The following is a 15603-nucleotide window of genomic DNA, read 5'->3' on the forward strand; positions in this document are numbered from 1 at the left end:
TGGCTCTAGACGGCGACATGGCCCTGCACGCACCGACACTGAGCAAATCGCTTTTCAGCAATACCGGCGCGCGAGACGGTCGCCGGCTGCTTGCGCTGCCGGGCGTGATCGCCGTTGCCGGTGCGCTGGTGACGGCGGCGATCTCCTTCGCCATTCTGGTCGGCGCGACGCCGATCACGCCCGACGCGAGGACGACGCTGGCGCTGATTGCGCTTAATGCGGCGTTCGTCCTGTTTCTGATCTTGCTGGTCGGCCGCGAGGTGCATCGCATCCTGATGGCACGCCGGCACGGCAAGGCTGCGTCGCGCCTGCATGTGCGCATTGTGGCGATGTTTGCGCTGGTCGCCGCCATCCCCGCGATCATGGTGGCGATCATCGCGTCGATCACGCTCGACATCGGCCTCGACCGCTGGTTCGAGATCCGCACCAAGACGATCGTCAATTCGTCGTTGTCGATCGCCGACGCCTATGTGCAGGAAAACGCGCGAAATCTTCAGGGCACGACGTTGTCGATGGCTTACGACCTCGACGCTTCGCGCACGCTCTACGGTCTCGATCGCACCGGGTTCCTCGATCTCATGAACAAGGAGGCGGTGGGACGCTCGCTGGCGCACGCAGCACTCATCAAGCCCGATGGTTCCTTCGTTATGAGCGCCAAGACCGACGCGGACTTTGCCATGCCGGAGCCGCCTGAGGGCGCCGTGGCAAGCGCTGCCGACGGCAAGCCGGTGCTGATAGAGCCGCGCACCCGCAACATCATGGGTGCGATCGTCAAGCTGCGCGAGATCGACGGGCTCTATCTCTACACCATCCGCCTCGTCGATCCCGAGGTGATCAAGGCACGGCAGATCGTCAAATCCAACACCGCCGAATATCGCGGTCTCGAAGACAATCGCCGCACCTCGCAAGTGGCTTTCGCGCTTCCCTATCTGTCGCTGACGCTGATCATCATCCTGTCTGCCATCTGGACCGGCATTGCGGTGGCCGACCGCCTGGTGCGGCCGATTCGTCAGCTCATCGGCGCGGCCGATGAGGTCGCCACCGGCAATCTCGACGTAGCCGTGCCTGTCCGCCCCTCCGACGGTGACGTCGCCTCGCTCGGCGACACCTTCAACAAGATGCTGATGGAGCTGAAATCGCAGCGCAACGAGATCCTGTCGGCCAAGGATTTGATCGACGAGCGGCGGCGCTTTTCGGAGGCGGTGCTTGCCGGCGTCACCGCCGGGGTCATCGGCGTCGATCCATATGGCATCGTCACCATCGTCAACCGTTCGGCCGAAACGATGCTGGCCATATCCGCCACGGCAGCGCTAGGGCAGAACCTTTCCGCCGTGCTGCCGCATGTCGGCCGCGTCTTCGAGATCGGCCGCAAATCGGGCAAGCCGGTCTATCGCGAACAGGTCACCTTCTATCGTGCCGGCACCGAACGGACCTTCAACGTGCAGATCACGATTGAAGCCGGCGACGACGGTTCGGAGGATAAATCCTACGTCGTGACAGTCGACGACATTACCGATTTGGTCCAGGCACAGCGTTCCTCTGCATGGGCCGACGTGGCGCGGCGCATAGCCCACGAGATCAAGAACCCGCTGACGCCGATCCAGCTTTCGGCCGAGCGCATCAAGCGCCGTTACGGCAAGGTCATCACCGAGGACCGTGAGGTTTTCGATCAATGCACCGACACCATCATCCGGCAAGTGGAGGACATCGGCCGCATGGTCGACGAGTTCTCGGCGTTCGCCCGCATGCCGAAACCGGAAATGAAGGCCATCGATCTGCGCGATTCGTTGCGCGAGGCCTCGTTCCTGGTCGAAGTGAGCCGGGCCGACATCACCTTCGAGCGCGTCTTCGGCAATGAGCCGCTCAAAGGCACGTTCGACAGCCGGCTGATGGCGCAGGCTTTCGGCAACGTCATCAAGAATGCTGCCGAAGCCATCGACGGACTTGATGCAGAGGATCGTCCGCACGGCATAATCCGGATTCAAGCCGGGCGTCAGAATGGCGCGATTCGAATCGACGTCATCGACAACGGCAGGGGCTTGCCGCGCGAGAACCGGCAGCGCTTGCTCGAGCCTTACATGACGACACGCGAGAAAGGCACCGGGCTTGGCCTCGCTATCGTCAAGAAGATCGTGGAGGACCATGGCGGGCGACTCGAATTGCACGATGCACCAGCGGACTTCCACGATGGGCGGGGCGCAATGATCAGCATCATCCTGCCGGTTGCCGCCACCGTTCCGATGCGCGGCGAGGGCAAGACGGAACACGAAAAAGAAACTGAAAAGGTCGGTAATGGCGTCTGATATTCTCATCGTCGATGACGAGGAAGACATCCGCGAACTCGTCGCCGGTATCCTGAGCGACGAAGGTCACGAAACACGCACGGCGTTTGACGCCGACAGCGCGCTGGCGGCAGTTGCCGACCGGGCACCCAGGCTGATCTTCCTCGACATTTGGCTGCAGGGCTCGCGGCTCGATGGCCTGGCTTTGCTGGACGAGATCAAGACGATGCACCCGAACCTGCCGGTCGTGATGATCTCGGGCCACGGCAACATCGAAACGGCAGTCTCGGCCATCCGCCGCGGCGCCTATGATTTTATCGAAAAGCCGTTCAAGGCCGACAGGCTGATCCTTATTGCCGAACGGGCGCTTGAAACGTCCAAATTGAGACGCGAGGTTTCGGATCTCAAGCTGCGCAGCGGCGAGACTTTCGACCTTATCGGCATGTCGTCGGCAATGAGCCAATTGCGCCAGACCATCGAGCGCGTCGCGCCGACCAACAGCCGCGTCATGATCATTGGCCCCTCCGGCTCGGGCAAAGAACTGGCGGCGCGCGCCATCCACGCGCTCTCAGCGCGCAAGAGTGCACCGTTTGTGACGCTGAGCGCCGCCAACATCACCCCAGAGCGTATGGAGATCGAGCTGTTCGGCACCGAATCGAACGGCGTCGAACGCAAGGTCGGTGCGCTGGAGGAGGCCCATCGCGGCATTCTCTACATCGATGAAGTGGCCGACATGCCGCGCGAGACGCAAAACAAGATCCTACGCGTGCTGGTCGAACAGCAGTTCGAGCGGGTAGGGGGCACCAAGCGGGTCAAGGTCGACGTGCGCATCGTCTCGTCGACCTCGCAGAACCTGGAAGCCATGATCGCCGACGGCCGTTTCCGTGAGGACCTTTATCATCGCCTGGCCGTGGTTCCGGTCATGGTGCCGGGACTGGCCGAGCGTCGCGAGGACATTCCTTATCTGGTCGACAATTTCATGAAGCAGATCGCTCGCCAGGCCGGCATCAAGCCGCGCCGCATCGGCGACGACGCGCTGGCTGTGCTGCAGGCGCACAACTGGCCGGGCAACGTTCGCCAGTTGCGCAACAATGTCGAGCGGTTGATGATCCTGGCGCGCGGCGACGATGTCGATGCGCCGATCACCGCCGACCTCTTGCCTGCCGAGATCGGCGACGTCATGCCTCGCACTCCAAACAAGTCCGATCAGCACATAATGGCGCTGCCGCTGCGGGAAGCGCGCGAACAATTCGAAAAGGATTATCTGATCGCCCAGATCAACCGTTTTGGCGGCAACATCTCGAAGACGGCAGAGTTTATCGGCATGGAACGCTCTGCATTGCACCGCAAGCTGAAGTCGCTGGGCGTCTGACAGCCAAACCAGTCGTGGCCCACGCAATTATCGGTTACGGCGGTCTTGGAATCGCATAAGAAGGCTGGACTTCTCTCAGGGATTAGCCATGCCGCGCATTGCGTATGTGAACGGGCGCTACGTCGCTCACGCCGAAGCTTCCGTGCATATCGAGGACCGTGGTTATCAATTCGCCGACGGCGTCTACGAGGTCTGCGAGGTGGCACGAGGCTTCATCGTCGACATGCCGCGCCATGTCGCCCGATTGAACCGCTCGCTCACCGAACTCTCGATCGATTGGCCGGTCACGCGCAGCGTGCTGCCGCTCGTCATGCGCGAGGTGGTGCGCCGCAACCGTGTCGTTGACGGCCTGGTCTATGTCCAGGTGACACGCGGTGTCGCCAGCCGCGAGTTTTTCTTCCCGCCAGCGGGCACGAAGCCGTCGCTGGTGGTGACCGCCAGAAAAGCCGATCCTGCAGCTGCCGCGAAGCGGGCCGAGAGCGGGATCCGGATCATCACGGTGCCGGAGAACCGGTGGGATCGGGTCGATATCAAGTCGGTCGGCCTGTTGCCGAACGTGCTGGCCAAGCAGAAAGCCAAGGAAGCCGGCGCTCAGGAGGCCTGGTTCGTCGATGTCGACGGCACCGTCAAGGAAGGTGGATCGTCGAACGCCTGGATCATCACCGGGGATGGCGTGCTGGTGACGCGGCCGGCCGAGCACGGCATCCTGCGCGGCATCACCCGTACGACGCTGTTCGACGTGGCCGCCAAGCTCGGCCTGAAGATCGAGGAGCGCGGTTTTTCGGTGGCCGAAGCCAAGGCCGCGCGCGAGGTTTTCATCAGCTCCGCGACCACGATTGCCATGCCGGTGGTGGCGATCGATGGCGCTCCCGTCGCCAACGGCCACCCGGGCTCGATAACAGTTTCATTACGGCAGGCCTTTTTTGACGTTGCGGAAAAAAGTCCAGCCTGATAACCGCACAGATGGAATGAACATCAATATATCTCGTTCTGCTTGTCGTTACTGACGGCAAGATGGTGTTTGCGTGCTTGACATGTGCCGGCTAATTTGGCGCATTGGCCTGCAAACCGAAGGGGATCGGCGAAAGACAAGAACAATGGCGGAACGATCGCAAAATCTTCAGGACCTGTTCCTGAATTCAGTTCGCAAGAGCAAAAATCCACTCACCATCTTTCTCATCAACGGCGTGAAGCTGACCGGCGTGGTCACTTCGTTCGACAATTTCTGCGTTCTGCTGCGTCGCGACGGCCATTCCCAGCTTGTCTACAAGCACGCTATTTCCACGATCATGCCGAGCCAGCCGGTTCAGATGTTCGATGGTGAGGAAAGCCAGGGCGCCTGATTGGCACGTGAGAAAGACGCGGACCGCCGCGTTCGCGGAAAACCAGCACATCAGACCGGGACAGAGGCCAACGGCCCGACCCGGGCGGTGGTAATCGTGCCGGTGCTTACCCGGCAGCCGCGTGGCGACGACGACACCAACCGCCCCCGCCTGACCCGTTCCGCCGAGGCTCGTCGCGACGAGGCCGTCGGCCTCGCCAGCGCCATCGACCTCGACCTGGTCCACACGGCGGTGGTGACCGTCAACGATCCACGCCCGGCGACCTTGCTCGGCAGCGGCAAGGTGGCGGAGTTCGCTGAGATCGTCAAAGAGGGCCACGCGGAAGTGGTCATTGTCGATCATCCGCTGACCCCGGTACAGCAGCGCAACCTCGAAAAAGAGTTGAACGCCAAGGTGCTCGACCGCACCGGGCTGATCCTGGAGATTTTCGGCGAGCGCGCCCGCACCAAGGAAGGCACGCTGCAGGTCGATCTTGCCCATCTCAACTACCAGAAAGGCCGCCTTGTGCGGAGCTGGACCCACCTCGAGCGCCAGCGTGGCGGCGCCGGCTTTCTCGGCGGCCCTGGCGAGACCCAGATCGAGTCGGATCGGCGTGTGCTGCAGGACAAGATCACCAAGCTGAAGCACGAGCTCGAAACTGTGCGCCGCACCCGCGACCTGCACCGCGCCAAGCGCAAGAAGGTGCCATTTCCGGTAGTGGCGATCGTCGGCTACACCAATGCCGGCAAGTCGACTCTGTTCAACCGGCTGACCGGAGCAGGGGTGCTGGCCGAAGACATGCTGTTTGCCACGCTCGACCCGACGCTGCGCCGCGTGCGTCTGCCGCACGGCACGCCGATCATCCTTTCCGATACGGTCGGCTTCATTTCCGACCTGCCAACGCATCTGGTCGCGGCCTTCAGGGCGACGCTGGAGGAAGTGGTCGAGGCAGACCTCGTCATTCATCTGCGCGACATCTCCGATCCCGATACGGCCGCGCAGGCCGAAGATGTCGAGCGCATCCTTGCCGATCTCGGCGTCGATGCCCGCGATAGCAAGCGCGTCATCGAAGTATGGAACAAGATCGACCGGCTCGACGAGGGCAACCGGGCGCGGCTGCTTGCCGATGGTGCTGACGGCAAGAAGGCACCGCCGATCGCCATATCGGCGGTAACCGGCGAGGGCATCGATGCGCTGAAGGTGATCATCGAGACGATGATGTCGGGCGAACTGGAGACCTTCACCGTCACACTCAAGCCCGACCAACTCGGCGTCGTCGACTGGCTTTACCGCAACGGCGACATCATCTCGCGCGACGACAATGAGGATGGCAGCGTAACCGTCGCGCTTAAAGCTACACACAGCGCCCGGCAGGAGATCGAAAGCCGATTGCGCCGTCAAAACAACGGGTAGAGGCGTTTACTTCGCGCTTTTTGCCTGCCGCCAGAGCGCTTCCATCTCGTCCAGCGTCGCCTCTTCCAGGCTGTTTCCCGACGCTTGCAGCGTCCGCTCGACATAGTGGAAGCGCGACCGGAATTTTTCGTTGGTGCCGCTGAGTGCCGCTTCGGAATCAATTTTGAGGTGCCGGCCGAGATTGACGACCGCAAACAGCATGTCGCCGAACTCGTCCTTGATCGGCGCAGTGTCGCCTTTGGCCAGCGCCTCGCGTAGTTCGCCGATCTCCTCCTCGATCTTGTCGAGGATCGGCGCCGCCTCGCTCCAGTCGAAGCCGACGCGGGCGGCCTTTTCCTGCAGCTTGAGCGCCCGGGTCAGCGCGGGCAGGGCGACCGGCACGCTGTCGAGAAAGCCCTTGCCATGGTCTTCCGGGTCGAGCCCACGGGCGAGGCGCGCACTGCGCTTCTCCGCCTTTTCCTCTGCCTTGATCTTTTCCCACATGCCCTTGGCCATGCCGGCGCTGCGCGCCTTGTCGTCGCCGAAGACATGGGGGTGGCGGCGGATCATTTTTGTGGTGATGGCCAGGACCACATCGCCGAATGAAAATTCGCCGGCCTCCTCGGCCATTTGCGCGTGGTAGACCACTTGCAGCAGGAGATCGCCGAGTTCATCCCGCAGATCGTCCAGATCGCCACGCGCAATGGCGTCCGCCACTTCGTAGGCTTCCTCGATCGTGTACGGCGCGATTGTCGAAAAGTCCTGCTCGATATCCCACGGGCAGCCGGTTTCCGGCGCCCGCAGCGCTGCCATGATCTCGATCAGTCGGGAAATGTCTTTCGAGGGTTTCATCTGGGAAACGCTATCCTGTACACGGCTGTGCGGCCAACGGCTTCAGCCGGTGAGGGCGCCTTGTCCACAGACGGGCCGCCAGACCATGATACGAAAGTGGAAGCCGGTTTCCGGAAGATCCTAGTTAGCAAAAGCATCAGTCGAGCACGGAGACTATCGCCTTGGCGAGCGCATCCATGCCGTCCTCGGGCAGGCCGGCAACGTTGATGCGGCTGTCGCCGACCATATAGATGGCATGCTCGGCGCGCAGCCGCTCGACTTGCGCTTCCGACAGGCCAAGCCGGGAAAACATGCCGCGATGGCTGGCGACGAAATCGAAACGGTCGGAGTTGGACTGCCGCCGCAGCGCCTCGGCGAACTGGACGCGCAGCCGCAGCATGCGCAGCCGCATCTCTTCAAGCTCTGCCTCCCAGTCGGAACGCAATGCGGGGTCTTCAAGCACGATGCGCACCGCCGCCGCGCCGTGGTCCGGCGGCATCGAATACATGGCGCGCGCCGCCGACAGCATCTGGCCCATCGCCAAATCCGCCTGCGCGCCACCTTTCGCCATGATCAGCGCTGCACCGACTCGGTCGCGATAGACGGCAAAGTTCTTCGAGCAGCTGGAGGCAACGACCATTTCCGGAACTTTTGCCGCCAGAAGACGCAAGCCGGCGGCATCCGCATCAAGTCCCTCGCCAAAGCCCTGATAGGCGATGTCGACAAAGGGCAGCAGGCCGCGCTCAACGACAAGATCGGCAATGGCAGCCCATTGCGAGATGTCTAGATTGGCGCCTGTCGGGTTATGGCAGCAGCCATGCAACAATACGACGTCGCCAGGATTCGCGGTTCTCAATGCATTCAGCATGTCGTCGAAGCGAACCGCACCAGAAGCAGCGTCGAAATAGGGATATTCGCGTGTCTGCAGGCCAGCGGCGCGCATCACCGGCATGTGGTTCGGCCAGGTCGGATCCGACAGCCAGACCATCGCGTCGGTGCGGGTCCTTTTCAGCAGCTCTGCTACCAGCCGCAGCGCGCCGGAGCCGCCTGGCGCCTGCGCCGCACGAATGCGCGTCATGTCGGCGGCTGGGCCGAACACCAACCTGGCCATCGCCGCGTTGAAGGCGGTATCGCCGGCAAGGCCGAGATAGGTCTTGGTATCCTGGCCCTGCAACAGCCGCTTTTCGGCTTCGCGCACCGCGCGCATCACCGGCGTCTTGCCGTCGCGATCCTTATAGACGCCGACCCCAAGATCGACCTTGTCGGGACGCGGGTCGGCGCGATAGAGGCCGATCAAGGCCAGGATCTTGTCGGCAGGCGCGGGCTGGAGATTTTCGAACATCGATAAGGTTCCGTTGGCGGCGGAGTGATACGCAAACCGGCCGTGCTTTGCCAGCAGTTTCATATGCGCCAACTCGGCGCCGGTTTGCCTCGAAGGCGGCGGATACTATCTGGCGGGCGAGAGCGGGCCCGATATCTCCCAGGACGAGAACGCGGCGAGCCGTAAGAAAATTTCGGGGAGAGCGGGATTAACATCCCGACCTGCTCCGTAAACAGGACATGAAACGGCCGATGCCACGCTTCGATATTCTGGGACAGCTCGGTTCGCTGCGCCGCTATGCACGCTCGCTGACGCGCGACAGCGCCGATGCAGAGGATCTGGTGCATGATGCGCTGGTGCGTGCCTATGAGCGACGCGGCAGCTTCCGCTCCGGCGGAAATCTTCGCGTATGGCTGCTGTCGATCGTCCATAATGCATTCATCGACGGTCTGCGGTCCCGCAAATCCGAAGCAATGCGCATCGAACAGGCCGGCTATCTCGCCGAGGCGAATGTCCCGGCGCCGCAGGAACATTCGGTCCGTCTGGCGCAGGTGCGCGAAGCGTTTTTCGAATTGCCGGAGGAGCAGCGTTCGGCGTTGCATCTCGTCGCCATCGAGGGGCTTAGCTACAGCCAGGCCGCTGAGGTGAGTGGCGTGCCGCTTGGCACGCTGATGTCGCGCATCGGCAGGGCGCGTGCGACCCTGCGCGAGATGGAGGACGCGGTGCCGGCACGCGCGAAAGGCCATCTGAAGATCGTCGGAGGTGGATCATGAACCAACTGCGCGATCCCGTCACCGACACCGATCTCGACGCCTATGTCGACGATCAGCTGGACGTGGCTCGTCGCATCGAGGTCGAGGCGTTCCTTTCGGCCCGCCCGGACGCGGCCGCGCGGGTGATGTCCGACTTACGGATGCGTGACGAATTGCGCGTGGCGCTTGCCGGATCGAAAGGCATGGCGCGGCCCGCGACGGCCGATGCTGCACGGCGGCTGGAGCGGGGATTGGCGCGCGGCCGCGTCCTTGGTGCTTTGCAGCGAGCTGCGGCAGTTGCTGTCTTCGTCGCTGCCGGCTGGCTTGCGAACGGGCTCATCGGACCGATATCGGTGACGGAAGTCGTCGCTTCGACCCATCCGCCGGCCTATGTGGAGGACGCGGTCCGGGCGCACCGCACGACGCTCGTGCGCGAGGCGATGTCGTCGCAACCCGAAGCACCCGGCTACAATGCCGACGAAATCCGCGCCGCGACGGCGATCGTGATGCCATCGCTGCCGGCGGACTGGACGGTCCGTGACGTGCAGATCTATCCATCGCAATTCGGACCGAGCGTCGAGATGGCTGTCGAGACGAAAGAGATGGGGCTGGTCTCGTTGTTCGCGATCAGGCCCGGAACATTCGACGTCGTCAAGCCGACCGTCGTTCCCTCGGGCGAAGTTTCCTCGGCTTATTTCCAGATCGGCGAGGTCGCCTACGCGGTCGTCGGACGCAGCGATGTCGGCGGTCTCGATCGCACGGCCGAAGCGCTCGCCAAAACGCTTTACTGATCGACCTGCAAGAAGGAGAACCACATGAACAATCTCGGATATATCGGGGCCGGAGCCCGAGCCGGAGCCGTCTACGATGAAGGCCTGCGCCGGCACATGCTGCGCGTCTATAACTATATGGGCCTTGGCCTCGTCGTTACGGGCGTGATCGCGTTCGTGGTGGCTTCCACGCCCGCTCTTTACGTGCCGATCTTCTCCACACCGCTGAAATGGGTGGTGATGCTGGCCCCGCTGGCCTTTGTGCTCTTGTTCTCGTTTCGGATGCAGGCGATGTCGGCAGCCGGCGCCCAGGCGATGTTCTGGGCATTCTGCGCGGTCATGGGCCTGTCGCTGGCTTCCGTGTTCCTGGTCTTTACCGGCACCAGCATCGCACGCACCTTCTTCATCGCCGCCACCATGTTCGGCGCGACCAGCCTTTACGGGTACACGACCAAACGCGACCTGACGCAGTTTTCGTCGTTCCTGATCATGGGCCTGATCGGCGTGGTGATCGCCAGCATCGTCAATATCTTCCTGGGCTCGACCGCGCTCCAATTCGCGATCTCTGTGATCGGCATCGCCGTCTTCATAGGCCTCACCGCCTGGGATACCCAGACGATCAAAGAGCAGTATGCGGAAAACTTCGGCGCGGAATCACAGCAGAAACTCGCTGTCTTCGGTGCATTCTCGCTCTATCTGAACTTCATCAACATCTTCCAACTGCTGTTGAACTTCACCGGCGAGCGCGAATAGCCGGCGTTGAACCAAGACCGGAGTTGGACATCATGGACAGAAACGATCAGCAAGCGATCGGACAGCTCTTCGAGAAGTTGGCAAGCGCCGAGCGCCAGGCGCCCCCGCGCGATGCCGAAGCAGAGCGCTTCATCCAGGACCAGATCACCCAGCAGCCTGGGGCGCCATATTACATGGCCCAGACGATCGTGGTGCAGGAGCAGGCCCTGAACGCAGCTCAGGCGCGCATAGAAGAACTGGAGGAGCAGGCGCGGCAGCCGGCCGGCGGTGGACCGCTCAGCGGCTTCTTCGGCCGCAGCGACGGCAGGCGCTCAGGCTCGGTTCCGCGGGTAGGGCGCACCGCCTCCGTTGCAACTGAAGGGCCGCAGGACACGCCACAGCGGGCAGGCGGCGGTTTTCTTGCCGGCGCCGCGCAGACCGCGATGGGCGTGGCGGGCGGCGTGCTGCTCGGCAACGCGATCGCCGGCGTGTTTGGCGGCAGCGAAGCGAAGGCAGCTGAACAGCCGACGCCGCAGCCGGACGAAGCCGATCAGGCAGGCGATGCCAGCTCCGACAATGGCGGTGACTTCGGTGATATGGAGTTCTGATGAGCGACCCAGACTGTGCCTGTACCGGCGCTGGGGACGATTGCGGGTAAGCATAGGCGAGATGGCGAGGGCAACATCCGGGAAGCGAGCCCTCGCCGGCGGCTAATAACCCAGGCGCTTCAGTTCAGCCTTGACCGCTGCGATCGTCTTGAAGCGGAAGTGCTTCGTTGTGCCGTCGCGCCAATGGCAGTCGCATGTGGCGTCGAACTTCCGGCTCGCTTTCAATTGAGTCAGCGCCTTCTGGCCTGGCTTGGGGCCATCGAAGATGCGAACTTCGTAGAGCGTCCCTTCGACATCGTAGTGCATCTGAGCCCAGGAAAGTATCACGATCAGTTCCTTTGCCGGGTCGTGGTCGGCGTTGGCGAGGCCGAGCGCGATGTCCGGTGTGTCGCCCTCTTGTAAACCGAGCGTGACCTGGATTGCGCGATATCTGTTGTCAGCTAGCCGTTGCAGCGCGACGAGCGGGCGTTCCGGATATTCCTCGGCGGTCTGGTAATCGACGAAGAGTGTCTGGAGGCCGTTCCAGCTCACGGCTGTGGTGTGCGGATCAGCATTGTCGGCGAACCCAACAACACGTTTGGCGAAAGCCAGGTCGTTCTCGCCTGGCGTACGACTGACATCCTGAGCTCGCGCATCGGTGAGCGCGCAGGCGAGGGTGAGGGCAAGACCTGCAAGCAGCGGAAGCGTCTTCATGATTCGCAATCCTAGCATGCCCGTTGCCCCCACAGCGCTGTTGCGAATGTCTAAGAGTGAACGGTCTAATCTCGCCGCCAACGGATGCTATAGCCTTTAGTCGCATAAGATAGATTATGGAACTGGCATGGCCGATTGGATGTGACGTGAAGCTAGCACCTCGCGAGATCCAACTCGGGAACCCAGGACGTAAAAACTTAGTCTTTCACGCTGATTCGTAAGGGATTTCGATCGTCATGCCGTCATAAGCAGGCTCGACGTTGGCCGGCGTCTCGGCCATTACCGTAGCGTAGTCGAGCGGAACATGCATATGCGTCAGCACCGCGTTCTTCGGCGCCAGTCTTTCGATCCAGCCAAGCGCCTGGCCAAGCGACAGATGGCTCGGATGGACGGTGTATTGCAGCGCGTCGATGACCAGCATGTCCAGCCCGCGCAAACGCTTGGCGGTCGCCTCCGGAAAGTCGCTGACGTCAGGGCAATAGGCCAGCCCGCCGATGCGGAAACCCAGCGAGGTGATGTCGCCATGGAGCTGCAGCAGCGGTTCGAGGGTGAGGGCGCCGCCCTCGCCTGCGATCACCACCGGCCTGTGGTGGTCGATGATATGGGCGTTGACGATCGGCGGATACGAACTGCCTTTCGGTGTTTCGAAACAGTAGCGGAACGCCTCACGTAGGCGCAGCATGGTAGCCTGATCCGCATGGATGTCGATCCGGTGGCGCTGCTCGAGCACGAAGCCGCGCAAATCGTCGATGCCGTGGATATGGTCGGCATGCGGATGTGTATAGACCACCGCATCGATGCGCTTGACCGATGCCAGCAGCATCTGCTCGCGGAAATCCGGGCCGGTGTCGATGACGACCGTGGTCCGGGCGCCACTCGCCGCGATTCGCTCGACGAGCGCTGCGGTGCGCGTGCGCCGGTTCCGGGGGTTCGCGGGATCGCAATTGCCCCAGTCGCCGGTGATGCGTGGCGTGCCCGGCGATGAGCCGCAGCCGAGGACGGTAAGACGTAACCGGTCGCTCATGCGTCAGGCGCCCGGCGCGCTCGGGCGCGGCATTTTCCTGAACAGCCGGAAGAAATTATCCGTGGTGATATTAGCGATCTCGGCATCGCTGACGCCGATCGTCTCGGCCAGCACCTTGGCTGTATGCGCGACATAGGCGGGCTCATTGCGCTTGCCGCGAAACGGGATCGGCGCCAGGTATGGCGCGTCGGTTTCGACCAGCAGACGGTCGCGCGGCACATCGGCGGCGACGGCGCGCAGCTCGGCGGAGTTCTTGAAGGTCAGGATGCCGGAAAACGAGACGTAGCCGCCGAGCGCCACGCCGATCTCGGCCAGCCGGTGCCCCGACGAAAAACAGTGCAGGATGAAGGGGAAGGCGCCCTTCCCTGTTTCTTCTTCGAGGATATCAGCCATGTCGTCGTCGGCGTCGCGCGAATGGATGACCAGCGGCAGACCGGTCACGCGCGCCGCGGCGATGTGGGTGCGAAAGCCCTGCGCCTGTGCGTCGCGTGGCGCATAATCGTAGAAATAGTCGAGTCCGGCCTCGCCGATCGCCACCACTTTGCGATGAGCAGAGAGCCGCACCAGATCATCGACAGTGACATCAAGCTCTTCGGCCGCATTATGCGGATGGGTGCCGACCGAGCAATAGACCTCATCGAAAGTCTCTGCAATCTCAAGCACTTGGTTAAATCGCTTCACCCTCGTCGAGATCGTCACCATTCGGCCGATGCCGGCCGCTAGGGCGCGGGCGACAATGGCCGCCCGCTCTTCGGCGAAATCCGGAAAGTCGAGATGGCAGTGACTGTCGACCAGCATCAGGCGCTTGTATCCGTTTGCTCGACATAGCGTGGAAATACCGGTTCCGGCGCCGGCAGCGGCGTACCGGATACCAGCGAATGGCCTTCCGCGACATGCTCGAAATTACGGCTGCCGGCCGGCACCGCCAAAAGGTCTAGTAGCTTTGCCGCCGACTGCGGAATGAAGGGCTGGCACAGCAACCCGACACGCCGGATCACCTCAGCGGTCGTCCACAGTACCGTTTCCATGCGCGCCGGATCGGTCTTCTTCAGTGCCCATGGCTCCTGCCCGGCGAAATAGCGGTTGGCTTCGGCCACCACGCCAAAGATCGCCGCCAGAGCAAAGTGGATGCCCTGGTCGGCCATCGTCCTGCGCGCCGTGACAAGGGCGGTATCTGCCTGATCGAGGATCGCTTTGTCGGCATTGCTCAATTCGCCGCGCTTAGGCACCGCGCCGCCGCAGTTCTTGGCGATCATGGACAGCGAGCGCTGCGCCAGATTGCCGAGATCGTTGGCGAGGTCGGCATTGGTGCGGTTGACGATTGCATCATGGCTGTAGCTGCCGTCCTGGCCGAACGGCACTTCGCGCATGAAGAAATAGCGCACTTGGTCGAGGCCGTAGTGCTCGATCATCGCGAACGGGTCGACGACATTGCCGACCGACTTCGACATCTTCTCGCCACGGTTGAACAGAAAACCATGCGCAAACACGCGCTTCGGCAATTCGATGCCGGCCGACATCAGGAATGCCGGCCAGTAGACCGCGTGGAAGCGGATGATATCCTTGCCGATGACGTGGACGTTCGCCGGCCAGAAAGACCATCTCTCATTGGTCGGATCCGGATAACCGGCGGCGGTGATGTAATTGGTTAGGGCATCGACCCAGACATACATCACATGCTTCTCATCGCCGGGCACCGGCACGCCCCATTTGAATGTGGTGCGCGAGATCGACAGATCCTTCAGGCCGGATTTGACAAAGCTGATGATTTCATTGCGCCGCTCCGCCGGTCCGACGAACTCGGGGCTGTTCTCATAGAGCGCGAGCAGTCTGTCCTGATAGGCGGAAAGGCGGAAGAAATAGCTCTCTTCCTCGGTCCATTCGACAGGCGAGCCGAGCGGTTCGCGGCGCACGCCGTCGTCACCGACCTTGGTTTCGGCCTCGTCGAAATAGGCTTCCTGCCGCACCGAATACCAGCCACTGTAGCGGTCGAGGTAGATGTCGCCATTCTCAGCCATGCGCGTCCAGATCGCCTGGCAGGCCTTGTAATGACGCTCTTCGGTGGTGCGGATGAAAACGTCGTTCGAGCAACCGGTCGCTTCGAGCATCGAGCGGAAGATCGCCGAGTTGCGATCGGCAAGCGCTTTCGGCGTCAGGCCTTCGGCGTCCGCCGTCTGCTGCATCTTCAAACCGTGCTCGTCGGTTCCCGAGACGAAGAAGACGTCCTTGCCATCGAGCCGCTGGAAGCGGGCCAGCGTGTCGCTGGCGATGACATTGTAGGCATGGCCGATATGCGGCTTGCCGTTCGGATAGAAAATCGGCGTCGTGACGTAGTATTTTTCGCGTGCCATGGATGAGCCGTCATGAATGTCTGAATGAAAGATGTCGCGGTGAGATATCGCATCGAAACGGCAATTGCCATCCGACGCCAATGTGGTGGCTTCGAAGTTCCTGCGATTGATTGGGAATCAATACTCAGGGGCTTCAAAAGCCACGCCAGCGGC

Annotated in this window: 15 protein-coding genes; 9 read left to right on the forward strand and 6 right to left on the reverse strand. The window is 62.2% G+C overall.

From position 1 onward, the window contains the following. The first annotated feature begins 17 nt into the window (after window positions 1-17). From NKH49_RS26950 to hflX, 5 genes are all read left to right on the forward strand, one after another. Entirely contained in the window at window positions 18-2303 is a 2286-nt protein-coding gene (locus tag NKH49_RS26950; protein WP_352928681.1) for a sensor histidine kinase NtrY-like, read from the forward strand. Continuing rightward, entirely contained in the window at window positions 2293-3654 is a 1362-nt protein-coding gene (ntrX, locus tag NKH49_RS26955) for a nitrogen assimilation response regulator NtrX (RefSeq protein WP_352471845.1), read from the forward strand. Before NKH49_RS26950 ends, ntrX begins: the two co-directional genes overlap by 11 nt. Window positions 3655-3742: 88 nt before the next feature. After that, window positions 3743-4606, forward strand: coding sequence for a D-amino-acid transaminase (locus tag NKH49_RS26960; RefSeq protein WP_352928683.1), 864 nt, complete (start codon window positions 3743-3745; stop codon window positions 4604-4606). Between the two features lie 145 nt (window positions 4607-4751). Beyond that, window positions 4752-4997 carry an RNA chaperone Hfq gene (gene hfq, locus NKH49_RS26965; RefSeq protein WP_006202172.1) on the forward strand — a complete coding sequence of 82 codons (246 nt, stop codon included), beginning with the start codon at window positions 4752-4754 and terminating at the stop codon, window positions 4995-4997. Further along, on the forward strand, window positions 4998-6389 hold the full coding sequence (hflX, locus tag NKH49_RS26970; protein ID WP_352542009.1) for a GTPase HflX: 1392 nt from the start codon (window positions 4998-5000) through the stop codon (window positions 6387-6389). Window positions 6390-6395: 6 nt separating this feature from the next. On the opposite strand, the gene mazG is transcribed toward hflX, so the two are convergent. Together mazG and NKH49_RS26980 are read right to left on the reverse strand one after the other, a co-directional pair. Further along, window positions 6396-7220, reverse strand: a complete 825-nt coding sequence (gene mazG, locus NKH49_RS26975) for a nucleoside triphosphate pyrophosphohydrolase (RefSeq protein WP_352542010.1) — start codon at window positions 7218-7220, stop codon at window positions 6396-6398. A 136-nt stretch (window positions 7221-7356) separates the two neighbouring features. Further along, window positions 7357-8541: an amino acid aminotransferase gene (locus NKH49_RS26980; protein ID WP_352928686.1), complete on the reverse strand. Its 1185-nt coding sequence runs from the start codon at window positions 8539-8541 to the stop codon at window positions 7357-7359. A 218-nt stretch (window positions 8542-8759) separates the two neighbouring features. On the opposite strand from NKH49_RS26980, the gene NKH49_RS26985 reads away from it, so the two are divergent. The 4 genes from NKH49_RS26985 to NKH49_RS27000 are packed head-to-tail and all read left to right on the forward strand — an operon-like array spanning window position 8760 to window position 11382. Beyond that, window positions 8760-9293 carry a sigma-70 family RNA polymerase sigma factor gene (locus NKH49_RS26985; RefSeq protein ID WP_502907949.1) on the forward strand — a complete coding sequence of 178 codons (534 nt, stop codon included), beginning with the start codon at window positions 8760-8762 and terminating at the stop codon, window positions 9291-9293. Further along, window positions 9290-10063, forward strand: coding sequence for an anti-sigma factor family protein (locus NKH49_RS26990; RefSeq protein ID WP_352471852.1), 774 nt, complete (start codon window positions 9290-9292; stop codon window positions 10061-10063). The genes NKH49_RS26985 and NKH49_RS26990 overlap by 4 nt, the downstream gene beginning before the upstream one ends. Before the next feature lie 24 nt (window positions 10064-10087). After that, window positions 10088-10795 (forward strand): Bax inhibitor-1/YccA family protein, encoded by a 708-nt coding sequence (locus NKH49_RS26995; RefSeq protein ID WP_352448927.1) that lies wholly within the window; start codon window positions 10088-10090, stop codon window positions 10793-10795. A 32-nt stretch (window positions 10796-10827) separates the two neighbouring features. Further along, on the forward strand, window positions 10828-11382 hold the full coding sequence (locus NKH49_RS27000; protein WP_352682718.1) for a DUF2076 domain-containing protein: 555 nt from the start codon (window positions 10828-10830) through the stop codon (window positions 11380-11382). Between the two features lie 102 nt (window positions 11383-11484). On the opposite strand, the gene NKH49_RS27005 is transcribed toward NKH49_RS27000, so the two are convergent. The 4 genes from NKH49_RS27005 to metG all read right to left on the reverse strand — a co-directional run bounded on the left by NKH49_RS27005 (window position 11485) and on the right by metG (window position 15483). Continuing rightward, window positions 11485-12075, reverse strand: coding sequence for a hypothetical protein (locus tag NKH49_RS27005; protein ID WP_352928690.1), 591 nt, complete (start codon window positions 12073-12075; stop codon window positions 11485-11487). A 205-nt stretch (window positions 12076-12280) separates the two neighbouring features. After that, a complete protein-coding gene (locus NKH49_RS27010; protein ID WP_023675062.1) occupies window positions 12281-13099 on the reverse strand; it encodes an MBL fold metallo-hydrolase in 819 nt (272 codons plus the stop codon). Between the two features lie 3 nt (window positions 13100-13102). Then, entirely contained in the window at window positions 13103-13897 is a 795-nt protein-coding gene (locus tag NKH49_RS27015; protein ID WP_352928692.1) for a TatD family hydrolase, read from the reverse strand. Beyond that, window positions 13897-15483, reverse strand: coding sequence for a methionine--tRNA ligase (gene metG, locus NKH49_RS27020; protein WP_352928737.1), 1587 nt, complete (start codon window positions 15481-15483; stop codon window positions 13897-13899). The genes NKH49_RS27015 and metG overlap by 1 nt, the downstream gene beginning before the upstream one ends. Window positions 15484-15603 lie beyond the last annotated feature (120 nt).

The organism is Mesorhizobium sp. M1088, from assembly GCF_040318575.1.
Taxonomy (GTDB): Bacteria; Pseudomonadota; Alphaproteobacteria; order Rhizobiales; family Rhizobiaceae; genus Mesorhizobium.